Source organism: Streptomyces hawaiiensis (assembly GCF_004803895.1).
In the GTDB taxonomy this organism is placed as follows: domain Bacteria; phylum Actinomycetota; class Actinomycetes; order Streptomycetales; family Streptomycetaceae; genus Streptomyces; species Streptomyces hawaiiensis.
This window is the reverse complement of the sequence record NZ_CP021978.1, coordinates 3,544,090-3,566,081: the sequence shown is the minus strand read 5'-3', so window position 1 is coordinate 3,566,081 and position 21,992 is coordinate 3,544,090. Positions and strand designations below refer to the sequence as shown.

15 protein-coding genes and 3 rRNA genes are annotated in these 21,992 nt (G+C 68.2%); 12 read left to right on the top strand and 6 right to left on the bottom strand.

Features of this window, described 5'->3' with window-relative positions:
- The first annotated feature begins 13 nt into the window (after window positions 1–13).
- The 6 genes from CEB94_RS16250 (at window position 14) to CEB94_RS16225 (ending at window position 6,288) form a co-directional block, all read left to right on the top strand.
- Window positions 14–184, top strand: a complete 171-nt coding sequence (locus CEB94_RS16250; protein WP_175432911.1) for a Trm112 family protein — start codon at window positions 14–16, stop codon at window positions 182–184.
- Between the two features lie 112 nt (window positions 185–296).
- Window positions 297–1,424, top strand: a complete 1,128-nt coding sequence (locus CEB94_RS16245) for an SIS domain-containing protein (RefSeq protein ID WP_175432910.1) — start codon at window positions 297–299, stop codon at window positions 1,422–1,424.
- 54 nt (window positions 1,425–1,478) lie between these two features.
- Window positions 1,479–2,630 carry a mannose-6-phosphate isomerase, class I gene (gene manA / locus CEB94_RS16240; RefSeq protein ID WP_175432909.1) on the top strand — a complete coding sequence of 384 codons (1,152 nt, stop codon included), beginning with the start codon at window positions 1,479–1,481 and terminating at the stop codon, window positions 2,628–2,630.
- 154 nt (window positions 2,631–2,784) lie between these two features.
- Complete coding sequence (locus CEB94_RS16235; RefSeq protein ID WP_175432908.1) at window positions 2,785–3,759, top strand: cation diffusion facilitator family transporter; 975 nt, start codon at window positions 2,785–2,787, stop codon at window positions 3,757–3,759.
- 322 nt (window positions 3,760–4,081) lie between these two features.
- A complete protein-coding gene (gene ahcY, locus CEB94_RS16230) occupies window positions 4,082–5,539 on the top strand; it encodes an adenosylhomocysteinase (protein WP_175432907.1) in 1,458 nt (485 codons plus the stop codon).
- Window positions 5,540–5,673: 134 nt separating this feature from the next.
- Window positions 5,674–6,288: a hypothetical protein gene (locus CEB94_RS16225; RefSeq protein WP_175432906.1), complete on the top strand. Its 615-nt coding sequence runs from the start codon at window positions 5,674–5,676 to the stop codon at window positions 6,286–6,288.
- A 53-nt stretch (window positions 6,289–6,341) separates the two neighbouring features.
- Here CEB94_RS16225 and CEB94_RS16220 read toward each other — a convergent pair whose 3' ends face one another.
- Window positions 6,342–7,307 (bottom strand): RDD family protein, encoded by a 966-nt coding sequence (locus CEB94_RS16220; protein ID WP_175432905.1) that lies wholly within the window; start codon window positions 7,305–7,307, stop codon window positions 6,342–6,344.
- 128 nt (window positions 7,308–7,435) lie between these two features.
- Between CEB94_RS16220 and CEB94_RS16215 the strand changes: the two genes are divergently transcribed.
- The 4 genes from CEB94_RS16215 to rrf all read left to right on the top strand — a co-directional run bounded on the left by CEB94_RS16215 (window position 7,436) and on the right by rrf (window position 14,187).
- Window positions 7,436–8,443 (top strand): stage II sporulation protein M, encoded by a 1,008-nt coding sequence (locus CEB94_RS16215; protein ID WP_175432904.1) that lies wholly within the window; start codon window positions 7,436–7,438, stop codon window positions 8,441–8,443.
- A 581-nt stretch (window positions 8,444–9,024) separates the two neighbouring features.
- Window positions 9,025–10,550, top strand: a 16S ribosomal RNA gene (locus CEB94_RS16210).
- A gap of 305 nt (window positions 10,551–10,855) precedes the next feature.
- Window positions 10,856–13,975, top strand: a 23S ribosomal RNA gene (locus CEB94_RS16205).
- A gap of 95 nt (window positions 13,976–14,070) precedes the next feature.
- Window positions 14,071–14,187, top strand: a 5S ribosomal RNA gene (gene rrf / locus CEB94_RS16200).
- The 16S, 23S and 5S rRNA genes sit together here, the layout of an rRNA operon.
- A 77-nt stretch (window positions 14,188–14,264) precedes the next feature.
- On the opposite strand, the gene CEB94_RS16195 is transcribed toward rrf, so the two are convergent.
- Genes CEB94_RS16195 through CEB94_RS16175 form a run of 5 tightly spaced genes read right to left on the bottom strand, consistent with a single transcriptional unit; the run spans window position 14,265 to window position 19,839 of the window.
- On the bottom strand, window positions 14,265–15,575 hold the full coding sequence (locus tag CEB94_RS16195) for a DUF58 domain-containing protein (protein WP_175432903.1): 1,311 nt from the start codon (window positions 15,573–15,575) through the stop codon (window positions 14,265–14,267).
- A complete protein-coding gene (locus CEB94_RS16190; RefSeq protein WP_175437023.1) occupies window positions 15,575–16,564 on the bottom strand; it encodes an AAA family ATPase in 990 nt (329 codons plus the stop codon). The genes CEB94_RS16195 and CEB94_RS16190 overlap by 1 nt, the downstream gene beginning before the upstream one ends.
- The gene (locus CEB94_RS16185; protein ID WP_175432902.1) at window positions 16,564–17,760 is read right to left on the bottom strand and encodes a DUF4350 domain-containing protein; all 1,197 of its coding nucleotides are present in this window, start codon (window positions 17,758–17,760) and stop codon (window positions 16,564–16,566) included. Before CEB94_RS16185 ends, CEB94_RS16190 begins: the two co-directional genes overlap by 1 nt.
- Entirely contained in the window at window positions 17,757–18,524 is a 768-nt protein-coding gene (locus CEB94_RS16180) for a DUF4129 domain-containing protein (RefSeq protein ID WP_246111812.1), read from the bottom strand. Before CEB94_RS16180 ends, CEB94_RS16185 begins: the two co-directional genes overlap by 4 nt.
- A 4-nt stretch (window positions 18,525–18,528) precedes the next feature.
- Window positions 18,529–19,839, bottom strand: a complete 1,311-nt coding sequence (locus CEB94_RS16175) for a proline-rich domain-containing protein (protein WP_175432901.1) — start codon at window positions 19,837–19,839, stop codon at window positions 18,529–18,531.
- A 140-nt stretch (window positions 19,840–19,979) separates the two neighbouring features.
- On the opposite strand from CEB94_RS16175, the gene mtnA reads away from it, so the two are divergent.
- Window positions 19,980–21,128, top strand: a complete 1,149-nt coding sequence (gene mtnA / locus CEB94_RS16170; RefSeq protein WP_175432900.1) for an S-methyl-5-thioribose-1-phosphate isomerase — start codon at window positions 19,980–19,982, stop codon at window positions 21,126–21,128.
- Between the two features lie 174 nt (window positions 21,129–21,302).
- Entirely contained in the window at window positions 21,303–21,992 is a 690-nt protein-coding gene (gene mtrA / locus CEB94_RS16165; RefSeq protein WP_009188938.1) for a two-component system response regulator MtrA, read from the top strand.

The window sequence follows — 21,992 nt, the reverse complement described above, 5'->3', positions numbered from 1 at the left end:
GAAGGAAACCCCTATGCCCCTCGAATCCGGCCTCCTCGAGATCCTCGCCTGCCCGGCCTGCCACGCCCCCCTCACGGAGCAGGACACCGAACTGATCTGCACCGACACCAGCTGCGGCCTGGCCTACCCCGTCCGCGACGGCATCCCCGTCCTGCTCGTCGACGAGGCCCGCCGCCCCGCGTGACCGACGGGGGCACACGCACCAGCGCGTCACTCCGGTGCACATAGCCCCCGGCGCAGTGGGCACGATCCAGGACACCCTCATAACGGACCCCGGCGATGGGAAGCTGCCGCCCATGCTCGACGAATCGCTGCTCGACTCCCCGGAGGGCCTCGCCGAGGCCGACCACCGCGGGCTGCTCCGCGGCGCCGCAGAAGCCGGCGCCCGCGTCCGCACGGCCGCCCGCCATGCCGCCGAGGCGGGCGTGGGCGACCTCAAGCCGGACGGCCGCCCCCGCGCGGTCCTCATCGCCGGCCCGGGTGCCGCCGCCACCCACGCCGCCGACCTCATCGGCACCCTCGCCGGTGCCGGCAGCCCGGTCACCCGCCTCGCCCCCACCGGCGTCGCTCCCGCCGCGGGCGCCCTGCGCTGGGAACTGCCCGGCTGGGTCGGCTCCGTCGACCTCCTGCTGATCACCACCCCGGACGGCACCGAACCCGGCCTGTCCCTCCTCGCCGAACAGGCCTACCGCCGGGGTTGCACCGTCGTCGCGGTGTCCCCCGGCGGCACCCCGCTCGCCGAAGCCGTCGCCGGCGTGCACGGCCTGTTCGTCCCCATGGCGACCGCCCCGTACGACCAGGAAGAGCCCCTCGCCGCGTCCGCCCCCGGCGTCCTGTGGGCCCTGCTCACCCCGCTGCTGGCGCTCCTGGACCGCACGGGCGTGCTCGCCGCCCCGCCGGAGGCCCTCGGCAAGGTCGCCGACCGCCTCGACCGCGTCGCCGAACGCTGCGGCCCGGCCATCGCCACGTACAGCAACGCCGCCAAGACCCTGGCCGCCGAACTCTCCGACGCGCTCCCGGTCGTCTGGACCGAGGGCATTTCGGCCGGCCCCGCCGGCCGCCGCTTCGCCGCCGCCCTCGCCGAACTGTCCGGCACCCCCGCGGTCGTCGCCGAACTCCCCGAGGCCCTCGCCGCCCACGGCGCCCTGCTCGCCGGCCCGCTGGCCGCCAGTGCCGACCCCGAAGACTTCTTCCGCGACCGCGTCGAGGAACCACCCGCGCTGCACGCGCGCGTGGTGCTGCTGCGCGACCGCCCCATCGGCGGCCTCACCGCCGCCCCCGGCGCCCGCGACCTCGCCCTCAGCCACGACACACCGATCAGCGAGCTGGAACCGGAGGCCGGCGGCGAACTGGAGACCCTCGCGGAGCTGATCGCCGTCACGGATTTCGCCGCGGTTTACCTGGCGCTCGCTTCAAGGGGCTGATCTTGCCCGGGACACCCTGACGCGCCCGCACCCCGCACACCCAGAGAGAACCCCATGGACCGCCTCGACAACACCATCCGCCCCTACGCCTGGGGTTCCCCGACCGCCATCCCGCAGCTGCTCGGCGCCGAACCGACCGGCGAGCCGCAGGCGGAGATGTGGATGGGAGCTCACCCGGGCGCACCCTCGCGCACCGATCGGGGCACGCTCGTCGAGGTCGTCGACGCCGAACCCGAGAAGGAACTCGGACCCGCCGCCGTGGCCAGGTTCGGCCCCCGGCTGCCCTTCCTTCTCAAGCTCCTCGCCGCGGGCGCCCCGCTCTCCCTCCAGGTCCACCCCGACCTCGCGCAGGCGAAGGAGGGCTACGCGGACGAGGAGCGCCGCGGCATCCCGGTGGACGCCCCGCACCGCAACTACAAGGACGCCAACCACAAGCCCGAACTGATCTGCGCGCTCACCGAGTTCGACGGCCTGTGCGGCTTCCGCGCCCCTCTGGAAGCCGCGGCCCTGCTCGACGACCTCGGAGTGGACTCCCTCAAGCCCTACGTCGACCTGCTGCACGCCCACCCCGAGGACGCCGCCCTGCGCGAGGTCCTCACGGCGATCCTCACCGCCGACCCGGACGAGATGTCCCGCACGGTCGCTGAGACGGCCACCGCCTGCACCCGCCTCGGCGGCGCCTACGCCCCCTACGCCGACATCGCCCACCACTACCCGGGCGACCCCGGCGTCATCGCCGCGATGCTGCTGAACCACGTCAGGCTCCAGCCCGGCGAGGCCCTCTACCTCGGCGCCGGCGTCCCGCACGCCTACCTCAACGGCCTCGGCGTGGAGATCATGGCCAACTCCGACAACGTCCTGCGCTGCGGTCTGACCCCCAAGCACGTCGACGTCCCCGAACTCCTGCGCATCGTCCGCTTCCTCCCCAGCGACCCCGGCGTCCTGCGCCCCGAGGCCTCCCCGGACGGCGAGGAGGTCTACGAGACCCCCATCGACGAGTTCCGCCTCTCCCGCTACGTCCTCCCCGAGGCCGGCGCCGCCCACGACCTCACCCGCCCGACCCCGCAGATCCTGCTCTGCACGGCCGGTTCCGTCCGGGCCGGCGAGCATGACCTGACCGCGGGCCGGTCCGTCTTCGTCCCGGCCGGCGAAAAGGCCGAAGTGTCCGGAACGGGAACGCTTTTCCGGGCCACCGTCGTCGCCTGACCGTTTCGAAGCCCCCCGTGCTGGTGACCTGAACCACCGCAGCCGCAGAGGGCTGCAACAATGGCCCACCGTCAAGCACGGGCAAAGTCACGGGCGCCGCGCCAACGCGGCACCCCGGGCCCTGGAACGGCGTACGAAGGGACAACGCGAACATATGAGCGCGTCAGGCGGCACCAAGGCGATCGTGGCGGCACTGGTCGCCAACCTCGCGATCGCGGTAGCGAAGTTCGTGGCGTTCATCTTCAGCAACTCGTCGTCGATGCTCGCCGAGTCCGTCCACTCGCTCGCGGACTCCGGCAACCAGGCGCTGCTGCTGCTCGGCGGCAAGAAGGCGAAGCGCGAAGCCACCCCGGAACACCCCTTCGGCTACGGCCGCGAGCGCTACATCTACGCCTTCCTCGTCTCCATCGTCCTCTTCTCGGTCGGCGGCATGTTCGCCCTCTACGAGGGCTACGAGAAAATCAAGCACCCGCACGAGCTGACGAACTGGTACTGGCCGGTCGGCGTCCTCGTCTTCGCGATCATCGCCGAGACCTTCTCCTTCCGCACGGCCATCAAGGAGTCCAACGTCCTGCGGGGCAACCGCTCCTGGAAGGAGTTCGTCCGCCACGCCAAGGCCCCCGAGCTCCCGGTCGTCCTCCTGGAGGACCTCGGCGCCCTCGTCGGCCTGATCCTCGCCCTCGGCGGCGTCGGCCTCGCCCTGCTCACCGGCGACAGCGTCTGGGACGGCATCGGCACCCTCTGCATCGGCGTCCTGCTCATCCTGATTGCCCTGGTCCTCGCCGCGGAGACGAAGTCGCTGCTGCTCGGCGAGTCCGCCGGCACCGAGGAGACCCGGAAGATCGAGGCCGCCGTCGTCGACGGCGACACGGTCACCCGCATCATCCACATGCGCACGCTCCACCTCGGCCCCGAGGAGCTCCTCGTCGCCGCCAAGATCGCCGTCCAGCACGATGACACGGCCACCGAGATCGCCGCCGCCATCGACGCCGCCGAGGCCCGCATCCGCGACGCCGTCCCGATCGCCCGCGTGATCTACCTCGAGCCGGACATCTTCAGTGAAGCCGAGGCAACCAAGGGCCCCGACCCCGAGGCCTCCCCCGGAGGCCCGGCCCCCGCGGCCCACTGACCCCTCTGCCTGCGCCCACGGGGCCCGCCGGACCACTCGGCGGGCCCCGTCGCCGTCCCGGCACCCGCCGCATGATCGCCTGAGGTATTCACGGGCGGGGTGGGGTTCGCCCCCGCCCCCGGTGTAGCTTGGACGAAGCCAGACGTCGCTGCTGATGGCGGTCGGGCGGTCCGCACGCGGGCCGGCCGAGGGAGAGAGGGCCTCCGACGGACTGCGCTGCGCGTACGCGGGCATGCCTGTGTCCTCTTTCGGGCACCCCTGTGTCCGCCGCCGCGCAGACCAGCCGTACCCACCTCGCCCCAACTCCGAGGAGCAGCCCGTAATGACGACTGTCGACAACCGACAGGACTTCAAGGTCGCCGACCTCTCCCTGGCCGAGTTCGGCCGCAAGGAGATCACCCTCGCCGAGCACGAGATGCCGGGCCTGATGGCGATCCGCAAGGAGTACGCCGAGGCGCAGCCCCTGGCCGGCGCCCGTGTCACCGGCTCCCTGCACATGACCGTGCAGACCGCCGTGCTCATCGAGACCCTGGTCGCCCTCGGCGCGCAGGTCCGCTGGGCCTCCTGCAACATCTTCTCCACCCAGGACCACGCGGCCGCCGCCATCGCCGTCGGCCCGAACGGCACCGTGGACAACCCCCAGGGCGTCCCGGTCTTCGCCTGGAAGGGCGAGACCCTGGACGAGTACTGGTGGTGCACCGAGCAGGCGCTGACCTGGCCGGACAGCCCCACCGGCGGCCCCAACATGATCCTGGACGACGGCGGCGACGCCACCCTCCTCGTCCACAAGGGCGTCGAGTACGAGAAGGACGGCAAGGTCCCCTCGCCCGACACCGCCGAGTCCGACGAGCACCGCGTCGTCCTCGAACTGCTGAACCGCACCATCACGGACGGCTCGCAGAAGTGGACCCAGCTGGCCTCCGAGATCCGCGGCGTCACCGAGGAGACCACGACCGGCGTCCACCGCCTGTACGAGATGCAGCGCGACGGCGTCCTCCTGTTCCCGGCGATCAACGTCAACGACGCCGTCACCAAGTCGAAGTTCGACAACAAGTACGGCTGCCGCCACTCGCTCATCGACGGCATCAACCGCGCCACCGACGTCCTCATCGGCGGCAAGACCGCGGTCGTCTTCGGCTACGGCGACGTGGGCAAGGGCTGCGCGGAGTCCCTGCGCGGACAGGGCGCCCGCGTGATCGTCACCGAGATCGACCCGATCTGCGCCCTCCAGGCCGCGATGGACGGCTACCAGGTCGCGACCCTCGACGACGTCGTCGAGACGGCCGACATCTTCATCACCACGACCGGCAACAAGGACATCATCATGGCCTCGGACATGGCCAAGATGAAGCACCAGGCCATCGTCGGCAACATCGGCCACTTCGACAACGAGATCGACATGGCCGGCCTCGCCAAGATCCCCGGCATCGTCAAGGACGAGGTCAAGCCGCAGGTCCACACCTGGACGTTCCCCGACGGCAAGGTGATCATCGTCCTGTCCGAGGGCCGCCTGCTGAACCTGGGCAACGCCACCGGCCACCCGTCGTTCGTGATGTCCAACTCCTTCGCGGACCAGACCCTGGCCCAGATCGAGCTGTTCACCAAGCCCGACGAGTACCCGACCGGCGTCTACGTGCTGCCCAAGCACCTCGACGAGAAGGTCGCCCGCCTCCACCTCGACGCGCTCGGCGTGAAGCTGACGACGCTGCGCCCCGAGCAGGCCGAGTACATCGGCGTGCAGGTCGAGGGCCCGTTCAAGCCGGACCACTACCGCTACTGAGCCCGAGCAGCACCGCTGCCGGCCAGTTCGCTGCCGGTTCAGATCTCCGAGGCAGGCCCCCGCACCCCGTGCCGGGGGCCTGCCCCGTTTGACGGACCGACGACCGGCCCAGCCCGTCAAGACCCAGGACCCCCATGCCCCGCGGCCGCTATTCGCTCCACGATCCGCACGATCACACTCCCCTCGCAGAAGAACACTTCCAGTGCGCCCCCGGCCCCTCGGGCTGGCGCTACGTCTCCCAACTGACCTCCCCCGCAGGCGATCACCACGGCTCCGTCGACCTCACCCTCGACGAACTGGGCCGTCCCCTCCGCCTCGAACTCCACGCCGCCGCTTGGCAGGTCCGCGGCGCCGCCCTCGACGGCGTGACCTGGGTCCGCACCGACCCCACCGGGACCGAGGCCACCGAAGGCAATGTGCGCGCCCACGCCTTCACCGGCACGTCCCCGGCATTCCTCGTCGCCACCGCCCGTCTCCTGCGCCTCACCCCCTCCGCAGCCGCCACCCGCGTACGCCTCGTCGCCTTCACGGACCCGGTCCTCGCCCCGCGCACCGTGGACCAGTCCTGGGCCTTGCTCAAAAGCGAAGCACACGCCACTGACAACGGCCCCCTGACGGTGGACGAATACCAGGTCACAGCCCTGGACACGGGCGAGCAGCACACCGTGCACCTCGCCGGAGACGTGGTGCTCGCGGCCCCAGGCATCGAGCTCGAAGACCTGGAATCACCGCCGTCGGTGTTCACCTGAGCGGGAACCCCGCCTGAGCAGGCAGCCTCGCCTGGGCGATCGGCCCGCCCCCACTACGCCGGCGGCGCGAACCCGATGCCGGGCCGCTCACCTGCCGAGCCCCCCGGTGACTCAGCGGGACGCTCCCCGCCGGACGACTCGGACGCCGCCTCCTGCGGGCTGGGCTGCGGCTGCCTGTGCACCGCCGGTCGGGGCGTGGCCGGTGCAGCGGCCGTACCCGCCGGCCCATGCGTCCCCGGGGCCACGGCGGACGGGGCCCCCTGGGCCGCATCGCTCCCGAATGCCCGCCGGGCCTCCCGCCCCTGCCGTTCCTGCACGACCGCCGCCAGATACACCGCCGGCGGCACACCCTGCGGCACCGGAGCGCCCGTACGCTCCGACAGATCCGAGGCCAGCCGCTCCGCCATCGACCAGCCCACCTGCGGATCCAGTTGCTGCATGCGCGTCAGGTACTGCCGGACGGCGAGCCACAGCCCGTCGGGCACCGCGGACAGATCGAGCTCCGAGAACCGCCCCGCCAGCCAGGGCGGAGGAGGCGGCACAAAACCGGTCCGCGTGACCGGAATCCGCTCCCGCACGACGAGCGTCCCCGCGAACACGTCCCCCAGCCGCCGCCCACGCGCCGACACGAACGAGGCGATGCAGGCGACGATCCCAAAGGTCATGAGGATCTCGATCACACCGATCAAGCCCCTCACCAGCGCATGCCGGAAACGGATCGGGCCCCCGTCGTCCCGCACCACACGCAGCCCGCACGCCATCTTCCCGAGCGACCGCCCGTGACTGAGCGTCTCCACCGCGATCGGCCCACCCACCAGCACGAGAACGAACGTGGCGATCGACAGTGCCGTCTGCGCCGCCTCGTCGAGCGAGGCCGTGGAAACGACCAGCGCGATGGTCACCGCGACGTAGACCGCCATGGCCGCCACCAGATCCAGCAGCACGGCCAGCGCCCTGCTGGGCAGCCTCGCGGGCCGCAGCTCCAACGCCACAGCCTCGCCCGTCACCAGCTCACTCACGCCCGCCGTCCTTCCCCTGCACTGCCCCCGACAGGGTCAGTCTGCCAAGCTGAGGGCGCATCGCACCGTAGTACGACAAGCTGATCCACGACGAGCCTCCGACGACCAGCCGAGGAGCAGGCACCCCGATGGACCTCGACGTCTTCGTCTCCGCCCACCGAGCGGAGTGGGACCGCCTCGAAGCCCTGCTCCGTCGCCAGCGCCGCCTCAACGGCGCCGAAGCCGACGAACTCGTCACCCTCTACCAGCGCACCGCGACGCACCTCTCCCTGATCCAGTCCAGCGCTCCCGACCCGCAGCTGACCGGCCGGCTCAGCCAACTCGTGGCACGCGCGCGTAGTGCCGTGACAGGCACCCGACGCGCCTCCTGGCGGGATGTCACGCGATTCCTGGCCCACGGTTTCCCGGCCGCCGTCTACAAGTCGCGCCACTGGTGGGTACCCACCGCGCTCCTGTCGACGGCCGTCGCGGCCCTCCTGGGCTGGTGGATCGGCACCCACCCCGAAGTCCAGTCCTCCATCGCGGCCCCCGGCGAACTCCGCGAGCTCACCCGCCCCGGCGGTCAGTACGAGACGTACTACTCCAGCCACCCGGCGGCCAGCTTCGCCGCCCAGGTCTGGACGAACAACGCCTGGGCCGCCGCCCTGTGCCTCATCCTGGGGGTCTTCCTGGGACTCCCGGTCCTCTGGATCCTCTTCCAGAACATGCTCAACCTCGGCATCGGCGTAGGCCTGATGTCCTCGGCCGGACGCCTCGACACGTTCCTCGGCCTGGTCCTCCCGCACGGCCTCCTCGAACTGACCGCCGTCTTCGTCGCGGCCGGCACCGGCCTGCGCCTGGGCTGGACCCTCATAGACCCCGGCCCCCGGACGCGGCGTACGGCTCTCGCGGAGGAAGGCCGAGCCGCCATAGGCATGGCCATCGGCCTCGCCGTCGTCCTCTTCGTCTCCGGCGCCATCGAAGGCTTCGTCACCCCGTCCGGCTTGCCCACCTGGGCCCGCATCACCATCGGGGTGGCCGCCGAAGCGGCCTTCCTCGCCTACGTCTACATCCTGGGCGGCCGTGCCGCCCGTGCGGGAGAGACCGGCGACGTCGAGGCAGCGGAACGCAGTGCGACCGTCCCCACGGCCGCCTGATCGTCCCGCCGAACGCCGGATGTGCGACCACCTCCGTTCAGCTGCTAGTCTCCTCTTCGCCCCACAGGAGCCGTTGACACGGCGAGCGTGGGGAGGTAGATTTGAACAGTTGCCTGGAGATGGGCTCTAGCCCCGGACCAGCCAAAGTGACCATCTATCTGCTTCCTTGGAACGCTGATTTCATTGAAGCCTCTCCCGATGATTCGGAAACAAGCGGCCGGTTAATCCGCCCCGAAACTTCTGATAAAGTCGGAACCGCCGGAAAGGGAAACGCGGAAGCGGGAACCTGGAAAGCACCGAGGAAATCGGATCAGAAAGATCTGATAGAGTCGGAAACGCAAGACCGAAGGGAAGCGCCCGGAGGAAAGCCCGAGAGGGTGAGTACAAAGGAAGCGACCGTTCCTTGAGAACTCAACAGCGTGCCAAAAGTCAACGCCAGATATGTTGATACCCCGTCTCCGGCCATCACGGCTGGGACGAGGTTCCTTTGAAGAAAACACAGCGAGGACGCTGTGAACGGTCGGGCCTATTCCGCCTGACTGTTCCGCTCTCGTGGTGTTCATCCCGATTACGGGAAAACATTCACGGAGAGTTTGATCCTGGCTCAGGACGAACGCTGGCGGCGTGCTTAACACATGCAAGTCGAACGATGAACCACTTCGGTGGGGATTAGTGGCGAACGGGTGAGTAACACGTGGGCAATCTGCCCTTCACTCTGGGACAAGCCCTGGAAACGGGGTCTAATACCGGATAACACTTCCATCCTCCTGGATGGAGGTTAAAAGCTCCGGCGGTGAAGGATGAGCCCGCGGCCTATCAGCTTGTTGGTGAGGTAATGGCTCACCAAGGCGACGACGGGTAGCCGGCCTGAGAGGGCGACCGGCCACACTGGGACTGAGACACGGCCCAGACTCCTACGGGAGGCAGCAGTGGGGAATATTGCACAATGGGCGAAAGCCTGATGCAGCGACGCCGCGTGAGGGATGACGGCCTTCGGGTTGTAAACCTCTTTCAGCAGGGAAGAAGCGAAAGTGACGGTACCTGCAGAAGAAGCGCCGGCTAACTACGTGCCAGCAGCCGCGGTAATACGTAGGGCGCGAGCGTTGTCCGGAATTATTGGGCGTAAAGAGCTCGTAGGCGGCTTGTCACGTCGGGTGTGAAAGCCCGGGGCTTAACCCCGGGTCTGCATTCGATACGGGCTAGCTAGAGTGTGGTAGGGGAGATCGGAATTCCTGGTGTAGCGGTGAAATGCGCAGATATCAGGAGGAACACCGGTGGCGAAGGCGGATCTCTGGGCCATTACTGACGCTGAGGAGCGAAAGCGTGGGGAGCGAACAGGATTAGATACCCTGGTAGTCCACGCCGTAAACGGTGGGAACTAGGTGTTGGCGACATTCCACGTCGTCGGTGCCGCAGCTAACGCATTAAGTTCCCCGCCTGGGGAGTACGGCCGCAAGGCTAAAACTCAAAGGAATTGACGGGGGCCCGCACAAGCAGCGGAGCATGTGGCTTAATTCGACGCAACGCGAAGAACCTTACCAAGGCTTGACATACACCGGAAACGTCTGGAGACAGGCGCCCCCTTGTGGTCGGTGTACAGGTGGTGCATGGCTGTCGTCAGCTCGTGTCGTGAGATGTTGGGTTAAGTCCCGCAACGAGCGCAACCCTTGTTCTGTGTTGCCAGCATGCCCTTCGGGGTGATGGGGACTCACAGGAGACCGCCGGGGTCAACTCGGAGGAAGGTGGGGACGACGTCAAGTCATCATGCCCCTTATGTCTTGGGCTGCACACGTGCTACAATGGCCGGTACAATGAGCTGCGATACCGTGAGGTGGAGCGAATCTCAAAAAGCCGGTCTCAGTTCGGATTGGGGTCTGCAACTCGACCCCATGAAGTCGGAGTTGCTAGTAATCGCAGATCAGCATTGCTGCGGTGAATACGTTCCCGGGCCTTGTACACACCGCCCGTCACGTCACGAAAGTCGGTAACACCCGAAGCCGGTGGCCCAACCCCTTGTGGGAGGGAGCTGTCGAAGGTGGGACTGGCGATTGGGACGAAGTCGTAACAAGGTAGCCGTACCGGAAGGTGCGGCTGGATCACCTCCTTTCTAAGGAGCACTTCTAAGCCGGTCCTTCGGGGCTGGTTCAGAGGCCAGTACATCGGCGAATGTCTGATGCTGGTTGCTCATGGGTGGAACGTTGACTATTCGGCATACTTGATCGTCTTCTCCTTCTAGTACTGCTCTTCGGAGTGTGGAACGTTGAGGGGAGCGGGGAGTGTGTCGGGCACGCTGTTGGGTGTCTGAGGGAATGGATTTCCTCAGTCGCCGGCCCCAGTGAACTCGCCTGTAAGGGTGGGGTGATGGGTGGCTGGTCGTTGTTTGAGAACTGCACAGTGGACGCGAGCATCTGTGGCCAAGTTTTTAAGGGCGCACGGTGGATGCCTTGGCACCAGGAACCGATGAAGGACGTGGGAGGCCACGATAGTCCCCGGGGAGTCGTCAACCAGGCTTTGATCCGGGGGTTTCCGAATGGGGAAACCCGGCAGTCGTCATGGGCTGTCACCCTTGCCTGAACACATAGGGCAAGTGGAGGGAACGCGGGGAAGTGAAACATCTCAGTACCCGCAGGAAGAGAAAACAACCGTGATTCCGGGAGTAGTGGCGAGCGAAACCGGATGAGGCTAAACCGTATACGTGTGAGACCCGGCAGGGGTTGCGTATGCGGGGTTGTGGGATCTCTCTTTTACGGTCTGCCGGCCGTGAGACGAGTCAGAAACCGTTGATGTAGGCGAAGGACATGCGAAAGGTCCGGCGTAGAGGGTAAGACCCCCGTAGTCGAAACATCAGCGGCTCGTTTGAGAGACACCCAAGTAGCACGGGGCCCGAGAAATCCCGTGTGAATCTGGCGGGACCACCCGCTAAGCCTAAATATTCCCTGGTGACCGATAGCGGATAGTACCGTGAGGGAATGGTGAAAAGTACCGCGGGAGCGGAGTGAAATAGTACCTGAAACCGTGTGCCTACAAGCCGTGGGAGCGTCGGAACAAGGCTTGCCTTGTTCTCGTGACTGCGTGCCTTTTGAAGAATGAGCCTGCGAGTTTGCGGTGTGTTGCGAGGTTAACCCGTGTGGGGAAGCCGTAGCGAAAGCGAGTCCGAATAGGGCGTTTCAGTAGCACGCTCAAGACCCGAAGCGGAGTGATCTAGCCATGGGCAGGTTGAAGCGGAGGTAAGACTTCGTGGAGGACCGAACCCACCAGGGTTGAAAACCTGGGGGATGACCTGTGGTTAGGGGTGAAAGGCCAATCAAACTCCGTGATAGCTGGTTCTCCCCGAAATGCATTTAGGTGCAGCGTCGTGTGTTTCTTGCCGGAGGTAGAGCACTGGATAGGCGATGGGCCCTACCGGGTTACTGACCTTAGCCAAACTCCGAATGCCGGTAAGTGAGAGCGCGGCAGTGAGACTGTGGGGGATAAGCTCCATGGTCGAGAGGGAAACAGCCCAGAGCATCGACTAAGGCCCCTAAGCGTACGCTAAGTGGGAAAGGATGTGGAGTCGCAGAGACAACCAGGAGGTTGGCTTAGAAGCAGCCACCCTTGAAAGAGTGCGTAATAGCTCACTGGTCTAGTGATTCCGCGCCGACAATGTAGCGGGGCTCAAGCGTACCGCCGAAGTCGTGTCATTGCGATATATACCCCAACGGGGATCGTGATGGGTAGGGGAGCGTCGTGTGCCGGGTGAAGCAGCCGCGGAAGCGAGTTGTGGACGGTTCACGAGTGAGAATGCAGGCATGAGTAGCGATACAAACGTGAGAAACGTTTGCGCCGATTGACTAAGGGTTCCTGGGTCAAGCTGATCTGCCCAGGGTAAGTCGGGACCTAAGGCGAGGCCGACAGGCGTAGTCGATGGATAACCGGTTGATATTCCGGTACCCGCTGTGAAGCGTCAAACATCGAGCATCGTGATGCTAAGGCCGTGAAGCCGTTCCGGACCCTTCGGGGAAAGGAAAGTGGTGGAGCCGCCGGACCAAGCGGTTAGTAGGTGAGTGATGGGGTGACGCAGGAAGGTAGTCCATCCCGGGCGGTGGTTGTCCCGGGGTAAGGGTGTAGGACGTCAGGTAGGTAAATCCGCCTGGCAATAGTCTGAGACCTGATGCCGAGCCGATTGTGGTGAAGTGGATGATCCTATGCTGTCGAGAAAAGCCTCTAGCGAGTTTCATGGCGGCCCGTACCCTAAACCGACTCAGGTGGTCAGGTAGAGAATACCGAGGCGTTCGGGTGAACTATGGTTAAGGAACTCGGCAAAATGCCCCCGTAACTTCGGGAGAAGGGGGGCCATCACTGGTGAGAGGACTTGCTCCTCGAGCTGGGGGTGGCCGCAGAGACCAGCGAGAAGCGACTGTTTACTAAAAACACAGGTCCGTGCGAAGCCGTAAGGCGATGTATACGGACTGACGCCTGCCCGGTGCTGGAACGTTAAGGGGACCGGTTAGTCATGATTCGTCATGGCGAAGCTGAGAACTTAAGCGCCAGTAAACGGCGGTGGTAACTATAACCATCCTAAGGTAGCGAAATTCCTTGTCGGGTAAGTTCCGACCTGCACGAATGGCGTAACGACTTCTCGACTGTCTCAACCATAGGCCCGGTGAAATTGCACTACGAGTAAAGATGCTCGTTTCGCGCAGCAGGACGGAAAGACCCCGGGACCTTTACTACAGTTTGATATTGGTGTTCGGTTCGGCTTGTGTAGGATAGCTGGGAGACTTTGAACTCTGGACGCCAGTTCAGGGGGAGTCGTCGTTGAAATACCAGTCTGGTCGTGCTGGATGTCTAACCTGGGTCCGTGATCCGGATCAGGGACAGTGTCTGATGGGTAGTTTAACTGGGGCGGTTGCCTCCTAAAGAGTAACGGAGGCGCCCAAAGGTTCCCTCAGCCTGGTTGGCAATCAGGTGTTGAGTGTAAGTGCACAAGGGAGCTTGACTGTGAGACCGACGGGTCGAGCAGGGACGAAAGTCGGGACTAGTGATCCGGCGGTGGCTTGTGGAAGCGCCGTCGCTCAACGGATAAAAGGTACCCCGGGGATAACAGGCTGATCTTCCCCAAGAGTCCATATCGACGGGATGGTTTGGCACCTCGATGTCGGCTCGTCGCATCCTGGGGCTGGAGTCGGTCCCAAGGGTTGGGCTGTTCGCCCATTAAAGCGGTACGCGAGCTGGGTTTAGAACGTCGTGAGACAGTTCGGTCCCTATCCGCTGTGCGCGTAGGAATATTGAGAAGGGCTGTCCCTAGTACGAGAGGACCGGGACGGACGAACCTCTGGTGTGCCAGTTGTCCTGCCAAGGGCATGGCTGGTTGGCTACGTTCGGGAGGGATAACCGCTGAAAGCATCTAAGCGGGAAGCCTGCTTCGAGATGAGTATTCCCACCTCCTTGAGAGGGTAAGGCTCCCAGTAGACGACTGGGTTGATAGGCCGGATATGGAAGCACGGTAACGTGTGGAGTTGACCGGTACTAATAGGCCGAGGGCTTGTCCTCAGTTGCTCGCGTCCACTGTGTTGGTTCTGAAACCACGAACGGCCCCATGCCATGGTCACGGTATGGTGCGGCATAGTTCGACAGTTTCATAGTGTTTCGGTGGTTATAGCGTAGGGGAAACGCCCGGTTACATTCCGAACCCGGAAGCTAAGCCTTACAGCGCCGATGGTACTGCAGGGGGGACCCTGTGGGAGAGTAGGACGCCGCCGAACAATTTTTGTGAAAGCCCCGCATCTTCGGATGCGGGGCTTTCTGCGTTTAGGCCCCCTTTCAAGGGGCCCTATTTATGTCAGAGGCGTCCGGCCGCCTTCAATGCCAAATACGCGTCCGCCAGTGCCGGCGCCAGGTCGTCCGGTGTGGCGTCGACGACCGTGACACCGTGGCGGCGCAGTTGTTCTGCGGTGCGGTGACGTTCCGACTGGGCCTGGGCGGCTGCGGCGGCCTCATAGACGGCGTCGACGTTGCCCCGTGCTGTGGCCATTTCTGTGATGTGCGGGTCTGCCACCGATGCCAGCAGGACCGTGTGGCGCTGGGTGAGCTGGGCGAGGACCGGGAGCAGGCCCTCCTCGATGGGGGCCGCGTCCAGCGTGGTGAGCAGGACGATCAGGGAACGGCGGGGGGACGTACGGAGTGCGGTGGCTGTGAGGCCTCTGGCGTCCGTTTCGACGAGTTCCGGCTCGAGCATGGCCATCGCGTTGACCAGGGCAGGAAGGACGTCGCCTGCGGTGCGGCCCTGGACAAGGGCGCGGACTCTCCGGTCGTAGGCGAGGAGGTCCACCCGGTCGCCGGCGCGGGAGGCGAGCGCGGCGAGGAGGAGGGCCGCGTCCATCGAGGCATCGAGGCGGGGTGCGTCGCCGACGCGGCCGGCAGAAGTGCGGCCGGTGTCGAGGACCAGGAGGATGTGGCGGTCGCGCTCGGGGCGCCAGGTGCGTACGGCGACCGTGGTCTGGCGGGCTGTGGCGCGCCAGTCGATGGAGCGGGTGTCGTCGCCGGGGACGTACTCGCGCAAGCTGTCGAACTCCGTGCCTTCGCCGCGGGTGAGGACGCTGGTGCGGCCGTCGAGTTCGCGGAGGCGGGCCAGTTTGGAGGGCAGGTGCTTGCGGCTGGTGAACGGGGGCAGGACCCGAACCGTCCAGGGGACCTGGTGGGTGCCCTGGCGGGCGAAGAGGCCGAGGGGGCCGTATGAGCGGATGGTGACGCGGTCGGCCTGGCGGTCGCCTCGGCGGGTGGGGCGTAGGCGAGTGGTCAGACGGCGGCGTTCGCCCGGGGGGACCGTGAGGCGGTGACGGGAGGCTGTTGTTTCCGTGCCGGGCTGCCAGGTGCTGGGGGGCCACGCGTCGCGGAGTCGGGCGCGCAGGGGACGGCGGGACGGGTTGGTGATGGTGAGGGTGACGTCCGCCGTGTCGCCGAGGCGTACGGAGGTGTCGCCGGAGCGGGTCAGGCCCAGGTGGCGTACGGGGGCGGCCAGCGCGAAGTCGCAGGCGCAGGCCACGGCCAGGGGTGCGTTGACCGCCAGGATGCCCGTCCAGCTGGGCTCCCAGATGCCGACGGGGAGGGAGCCCAGGGCCGTGAGGAGGGCGGCGCGTCCGGTGAATGCCATCAGCGGGGGACGGGGACGTGGGCGAGGATCGCGTTGATGACGGAGTCGGCCGTCACGCCTTCCATCTCGGCTTCCGGGCGGAGCTGGATGCGGTGGCGGAGGGTGGGGAGGGCGAGGGCCTTCACGTCGTCGGGGATGACGTAGTCGCGGCCGGTGAGCCATGCCCAGGCGCGGGCGGTGGCCAGGAGGGCCGTGGCGCCTCGGGGGGAGACGCCCAGGGTGAGGGACGGAGACTCGCGGGTGGCGCGGCAGATGTCGACGACGTAGGCGGTGATCTCCGGGGAGATGGTCGTCTTGGCGACCGCCGCGCGGGCTGCCTCCAGGTCGGCGGGACCCGCCACGGGGCGTACGCCGGCGGCGTGGAGGTCGCGGGGGTTGAAGCCCTCGGAGTGGCGGGTGAGGACGTCGATCTCGTCCTGGCGGGAGGGCAGGGGGATGGTGAGTTTGAGGAGGAAGCGGTCCAGCTGGGCTTCCGGGAGGGGGTAGGTGCCCTCGTACTCGACCGGATTCTGGGTCGCTGCGACCAGGAACGGGTCGGGGAGGAGGCGGGGGGTGCCGTCGACGGTGACCTGGCGTTCCTCCATGGCTTCCAGGAGGGACGACTGGGTCTTGGGGGGCGTGCGGTTGATCTCGTCGGCGAGGAGGAGGTTGGTGAAGACCGGGCCGGGCTGGAAGGAGAACTCGGCGCTGCGGGTGTCGTAGACCAGGGAGCCGGTCACGTCGCTCGGCATGAGGTCGGGGGTGAACTGGACGCGTTTGGTGTCGAGTTCGAGGGCGGCGGCGAGGGCGCGGACCAGGAGGGTCTTGGCGACACCGGGGACGCCTTCGAGGAGGACGTGGCCGCGGCAGAGCAGGGCGACGACGAGGCCGGTGACGGCGGGGTCCTGGCCGACCACGGCCTTGGCGATCTCGGCGCGCAGGGCCTCCAGGGCGTCTCGGGCGGTGCCCGGGTCCCCGGTCTGCCCGGCGTTGTCAGTGGTCGGGTCCATCATGGACGGCGTACCTCTCTTTCGAGGGCGTCGAGTCGGTCGGCGAGTGCGATGAGTGCTGCGTCGTCGCTGGGCGGTGGTCCGAAGAGGAGGGTGTGCTGGTCCTGGCCGTCGCCGTGGAGGTGGGCGGACAGGGCGGGGAGCAGGACCTCGGGCGTGTGCGCCTGGGTGACGGGGACGCCTACGAGGGGGGCGAGGCGGGTGCGGGTGGTGGAGCGAAGAGCGTCGGCCGCGCGGTCGCGGGCGTCGGTCTTGCGGTAGAGGCGGGCGCGGCCTTCGGCGGTTTCGGAGGCGCGGATCGCGACGGGGAGTTTTTCGGGCACGAGGGGGCCGAGTCGGCGTGCCCGCCACAGGGCGGCCAGGGCCGCGGCGATGAAGAGCTGCAGGGTGCCCCAGAGCCAGCCCGAGGGGAGCAGGTCGAAGAAGCTGCGTTCGTCGTCGGGGCCGGTGGCCGACGTGTCGGAGAGCGAGGGGAGGTACCAGACCAGATGGGGGCGGGAGCCGAGGAGTTGGAGGGCGAGCGAGGCGTTGCCCTGCTCGTCGAGGTGGTCGTTGAGAAGGATGTCGGGCGCGCCCAGGGCGATGGTGTCGCCGTCCCCGGTGCCGTCGGGGATGCGCAGCAGGGTGGCCAGGCGTTCGCTGGGGTAGCACTCGTCGGCGCCGAGGTGGGTGGTGGTGTAGCGGACGCCGCCCGTGTCGGCGGTGCCTGCGCGCCGGGCGGCGGGCAGGGTGCAGTCGGGGGAGAGCGTCGAGTCGAGGCTGGTGGCGGGGTCGGCGGTGACGCCGGGGGCGAGCCGTTCGATGGAGGCGCTGCCGGAGGCGACCAGGACGGTGCGGCCGCTGGAGTCGGCGAACGCGTTGTGCAGCCGGGTCTGCTGACTGCGGGTCAGCAGGTCCGGAGCGGCGACCAGGAGGGTCGTGTCCGGGCCGGCTGCGCCGGCTGCTTCGTTCAGGGTGGTGACCACGCGGGTGTCCACGCCCCGGTCGGCGAGGAGTTCGGCGACGGCGCGGCTGCCGCCCGGGTCGGCGGAGCGCGGGTCGAGTTCGCCGTGGCGGGCGTCGGAGCGGATGACGGCGATGGCGACGGCTCCCGCGACGAGCACCACGAGGGCGAGTGCGATGCCGCGCGCGCGGGTCCACACCTGGCGGGCGGTGGGCGAGGCCGAGGTGGACGTGAGGGTGGCCTCGGTGGTCATTCGGCGGCTCCCTGGCGGGTGTTGGGGGCCGTGTGGGCGCTGCTCGTCGCGAGCTGGGGCTTGGCGCGTTCCAGGTCGCGGTCGAGTTCCGCGATGCGGTGGTACGACTGCTCGGTCGCCGAACGGCCGCCGTATGTGACGTCGTCGAAGTCGCGGGCGGCGGTGCGCAGCCGCTCGGTGTGGGCGGGCAGGGCCCGGCCGGCTTCGGCTGCGGCCTCGTCGGCGGTGCGGCCGGGGCGGACGTCGAGGAGGGCGCGTTCCTCGAGGGCCCGGACGAGGGCGCGCATGCGTTCCTGGACGGCCTGGTTCCAGTGGCCCTGGGCGGCGTGTGCGTCGGCGGTGGCGCGGTGGTCGGCGGCGCTGCGGGGGCGGTCGTCGAACAGGGCTGCGGACGAGGTGGGTTGGCGGCGCGGTGTACCCAGGCGCCACCACAGGGCGGCCAGGACCGCGATGACGGCCAGGATGATGACGGCCAGGCCGAGTGCGCCGCCGGGGGTGGCGGTCGAGGCGGCGTTGAAGAGTTTGCCGAGCCAGTCCCAGAAGGCGTCGAGGGCGCGTTGGAACAGGCTGGGGTCGTCCTCGTGGTACATCCGCTTGGAGAGCTCGTGCCGGGCCGCCTCGCGTGCGGGGTCGCGAGGGATGGTGAGGGGCGGCTCGTCGGCGGAGCGGGCCGACGACAGCAGGGAGGCGTCGCCGGCGCTCAGTAGCGTCCGTATGCCGGCGCGTGGCAGCGCCGTGGTGAGAAGTTCCCCCGCCCGGATCACCGCATCAGCTCCCCGGGGTGGCGCCGGGGCCGTAGCCCTGGACGCCCGCGGCGCGGGCCAGTTCGAGGTCGAGGGCCTCTCGGCGGATGCGCTGGTCGATGTAGAGGAGCACGGTGACGCCTGCCGTGATCGGGAACGTGATCATGGAGCCGATCACCGAGCCGATGCCGCTGATGATGAGGAACGACCAGCCGAGGCTGCCGACGCCGGTGTTGAGCCAGCCGGTGAGGCCGTCGCCGCTGAGGGCCGCGGCGAGGAGGGTGAAGGGGATGACGATGATCGAGGCGACGACGTTCGCGATGAGCGTGGCGAGCAGCTGGATGCCGAAGATCCGCCACCAGGTGCCCTGGACGAGCTTCGCGGAGCGGCTCATGGCCTTCTTGATGCCCTGCTTCTCCAGCATCAGGGCGGGCGAGGCGAGGGAGAAGCGGATCGCCAGCCACAGGGCGACGATGCCGGCGCCGATGATGCCGAGGACGGTGAGGGCGACGCCTGCGCCGTTGTTCCCGGCGACGGTGACGAGGAGGCCGGGCAGGGCTCCCACGGTGACGACGCCGACGGTGATGAGCAGCAACACGCAGATGAGGCCGAACAGTTTGAGGATCTGCGGGCGGGCGTCGCGCCAGGCCTCGCCGATGGTCACCGACTTGCCGAGTACGGCGCGGCTGGTGACGGTGGTGAGCAGGGCGGTCGCGATGACGGTGCCGACCAGGGAGATCACGAAGACGACGCTGGAGTTGAGCAGGGCGTCGCCCATGGCACGGCTCAGCTCGCTGAGGGTGGCGCTGGGGTCGTTGAGGGCGTCGGTGCTGGAGTCGTCCAGGACGAGGCCCTGGAACAGGACGACGATGACCTCGGTGAGGACGGCGACGGTCAGCGAGATGCCCAAAACCGTGCGCCAGTAGGTGCGCATGGTGGAGACCGCGCCGTCGAGGATCTCGCCCACACCGAGCGGGCGGAGCGGGATGATGCCGGGCTTGGCGGCGGGCGGGGGGCCGCCCCAGCCGCTTCCCCAGCCGCCGTGGCCTTGCGGACCGTATCCGCCGGGGGGCTGGTTGCCCCAACCCGGGCCGGGGGGCGGGGGCGGGGGAGCCTGGCCGGGGGCGGTCGGGCCGCTGGGGGCGGACCACTGGGCCGGCGGCGGCTGTTCCTTGGACCACTGCGGGCCGGGGCCCTGCGGGGCCTGGCCGGGCTGGGCCGGCTGGTCCGCGGGCTGTGCGGGGCGGTCGGTGGGCTCGGCCGGGCCGGACTGGTCCGGCTTCCGGCCGTCGGACGGGGCGGATCCGGGCGAGGCCCAGCCCGGAGTGTCGTTCATCGTCGCTCCTTCACGGTGCCCGTCCGCGGTCGCGGCGGCAGGTTGGCAGCCATCGTGCCATGGGGTGGTCTTGGAGTGACCGGCCGCGGTATGGGCTGCGTACCTTCAATTGTCCGCTCGATAGGGGGCAGACTGACCGCATGGCTGATCAGTACGCGCACAGCGGCGATGACAAGCGGCCGACCGAGATCCCGGCGATCCGCTGGGAAGAGCCACCGGAAGGCCCCGTTCTGGTCCTGCTGAACCAGACGAGGCTGCCGGCCGAGGAGGTCGAACTGGTCTGTACGGACGCGCCCGCGCTGGTGGAGGCGATCCGCTCGCTGGCCGTGCGCGGAGCACCGCTGCTCGGCATCGCGGGGGCGTACGGTGTCGCGCTCGCCGCCGTGCGGGGTTTCGACGTGGAGGAGGCCGCGGCCGCGCTGGCGGGCGCCCGGCCGACCGCGGTGAACCTGGCCGTGGGTGTGCGCCGGGCCCAGTCGGCCCACGAGGTGGCGCTCGCCAAGGGCGGTGACGTCAGGCAGGCGGCCGCGGCGGCGCTGGCCGCGGCGCGGCAGCTGCACCGGGAGGACGCCGAGGCCAGTGGGCGGATGGCCGAGCACGGTCTGGCGCTGCTGGACGAGCTGCTGCCCGGCGGCGGGCACCGGATCCTCACCCACTGCAACACCGGTTCGCTGGTGTCGGGCGGGGAGGGCACGGCGTTCGCGGTGGCGCTCGCGGCGCACCGGACGGGGCGGCTGCGGCGGCTGTGGGTGGACGAGACGCGGCCGTTGCTGCAGGGCGCGCGCCTGACGGCGTACGAGGCGGCTCGCAGCGGGATGGCGTACACGCTGCTCACCGACAACGCGGCGGGGTCCCTGTTCGCCGCGGGGGAGGTGGACGCGGTGCTGATCGGGGCGGACCGCATCACGGCGGACGGTTCGGTGGCGAACAAGGTCGGGAGCTATCCGCTGGCGGTGCTGGCGCGGTACCACCATGTGCCGTTCATCGTGGTGGCGCCGGTGACGACGGTGGATCTGGACACGGCGGACGGGGCGTCCATCGAGGTGGAGCAGCGTCCCGGGCATGAGGTGACCGAGGTGACGGCGCCGCAGGTGCCGGTGGTCGGTGCGGAGGCGGGCGGTGGGATTCCGGTGGCGCCGCTGGGGACGCAGGCGTACAACCCGGCGTTCGACGTGACTCCGTCCGAGCTGGTGACGGCGATCGTCACGGAGGAGGGTGTTGTTTCGCCTGTGACGGCGGAGGCACTCGCAGAGGTGTGTGCGCGTGGGCGCCGGGTGGCGGCGGGCTGAGCGGGGCGTTACGGAAGGTGCGCGGGGCGGGACGGGCTCCGGCACCCTCGGCCTCCGGGCCCGGCTGGAGATCATCTGCGGGCCGACGAGGGCAGACAGTAGCGCTTGCTGCGACTATGGTCACTGGCCGGTGACCTACCTCACCACTGCCTTCGCCACTGTTATGAGAATGGGATGATGTCGTTTATGAAGGGACGAGTCCTTGTCGTCGACGACGACACCGCACTGGCCGAGATGCTCGGGATTGTGCTGCGTGGTGAGGGTTTCGAGCCGTCGTTCGTGGCCGACGGTGACAAGGCGCTGGCCGCGTTCCGTGAGGCCAAGCCCGATCTGGTGCTGCTCGACCTGATGCTGCCCGGCCGGGACGGCATCGAGGTGTGCCGCCTGATCAGGGCGGAGTCGGGTGTGCCGATCGTGATGCTGACCGCGAAGAGCGACACGGTCGACGTGGTTGTGGGCCTGGAGTCGGGCGCGGACGACTACATCGTGAAGCCGTTCAAGCCGAAGGAGCTGGTGGCCCGGATCCGGGCGCGGCTCAGGCGGTCGGAGGAGCCCGCTCCGGAGCAGCTCGCCATCGGTGACCTGGTCATCGACGTGGCCGGGCACTCGGTGAAGCGGGACGGGCAGTCGATCGCGCTGACGCCGCTGGAGTTCGACCTGCTGGTCGCGCTCGCGCGCAAGCCGTGGCAGGTGTTCACGCGCGAGGTGCTGCTGGAGCAGGTCTGGGGCTACCGGCACGCGGCGGACACGCGGCTGGTCAACGTGCATGTGCAGCGGCTGCGCTCCAAGGTCGAGAAGGACCCGGAGAAGCCGGAGATCGTGGTGACCGTCCGTGGTGTCGGGTACAAGGCAGGGCCGAGCTGA

Excerpts from the sequence above, each read along its gene's own strand:
- CEB94_RS16250 (WP_175432911.1), top strand. The coding sequence starts at position 14 with ATGCCCCTCGAATCCGGCCTCCTCGAGATCCTCGCCTGCCCGGCCTGC.
- CEB94_RS16245 (WP_175432910.1), top strand. The coding sequence starts at position 297 with ATGCTCGACGAATCGCTGCTCGACTCCCCGGAGGGCCTCGCCGAGGCC.
- manA (WP_175432909.1), top strand. The coding sequence starts at position 1,479 with ATGGACCGCCTCGACAACACCATCCGCCCCTACGCCTGGGGTTCCCCG.
- CEB94_RS16235 (WP_175432908.1), top strand. The coding sequence starts at position 2,785 with ATGAGCGCGTCAGGCGGCACCAAGGCGATCGTGGCGGCACTGGTCGCC.
- ahcY (WP_175432907.1), top strand. The coding sequence starts at position 4,082 with ATGACGACTGTCGACAACCGACAGGACTTCAAGGTCGCCGACCTCTCC.
- CEB94_RS16225 (WP_175432906.1), top strand. The coding sequence starts at position 5,674 with ATGCCCCGCGGCCGCTATTCGCTCCACGATCCGCACGATCACACTCCC.
- CEB94_RS16215 (WP_175432904.1), top strand. The coding sequence starts at position 7,436 with ATGGACCTCGACGTCTTCGTCTCCGCCCACCGAGCGGAGTGGGACCGC.
- CEB94_RS16195 (WP_175432903.1), bottom strand. The coding sequence starts at position 15,575 with ATGGCATTCACCGGACGCGCCGCCCTCCTCACGGCCCTGGGCTCCCTC.
- CEB94_RS16190 (WP_175437023.1), bottom strand. The coding sequence starts at position 16,564 with ATGGACCCGACCACTGACAACGCCGGGCAGACCGGGGACCCGGGCACC.
- CEB94_RS16185 (WP_175432902.1), bottom strand. The coding sequence starts at position 17,760 with ATGACCACCGAGGCCACCCTCACGTCCACCTCGGCCTCGCCCACCGCC.
- CEB94_RS16175 (WP_175432901.1), bottom strand. The coding sequence starts at position 19,839 with ATGAACGACACTCCGGGCTGGGCCTCGCCCGGATCCGCCCCGTCCGAC.
- mtnA (WP_175432900.1), top strand. The coding sequence starts at position 19,980 with ATGGCTGATCAGTACGCGCACAGCGGCGATGACAAGCGGCCGACCGAG.
- mtrA (WP_009188938.1), top strand. The coding sequence starts at position 21,303 with ATGATGTCGTTTATGAAGGGACGAGTCCTTGTCGTCGACGACGACACC.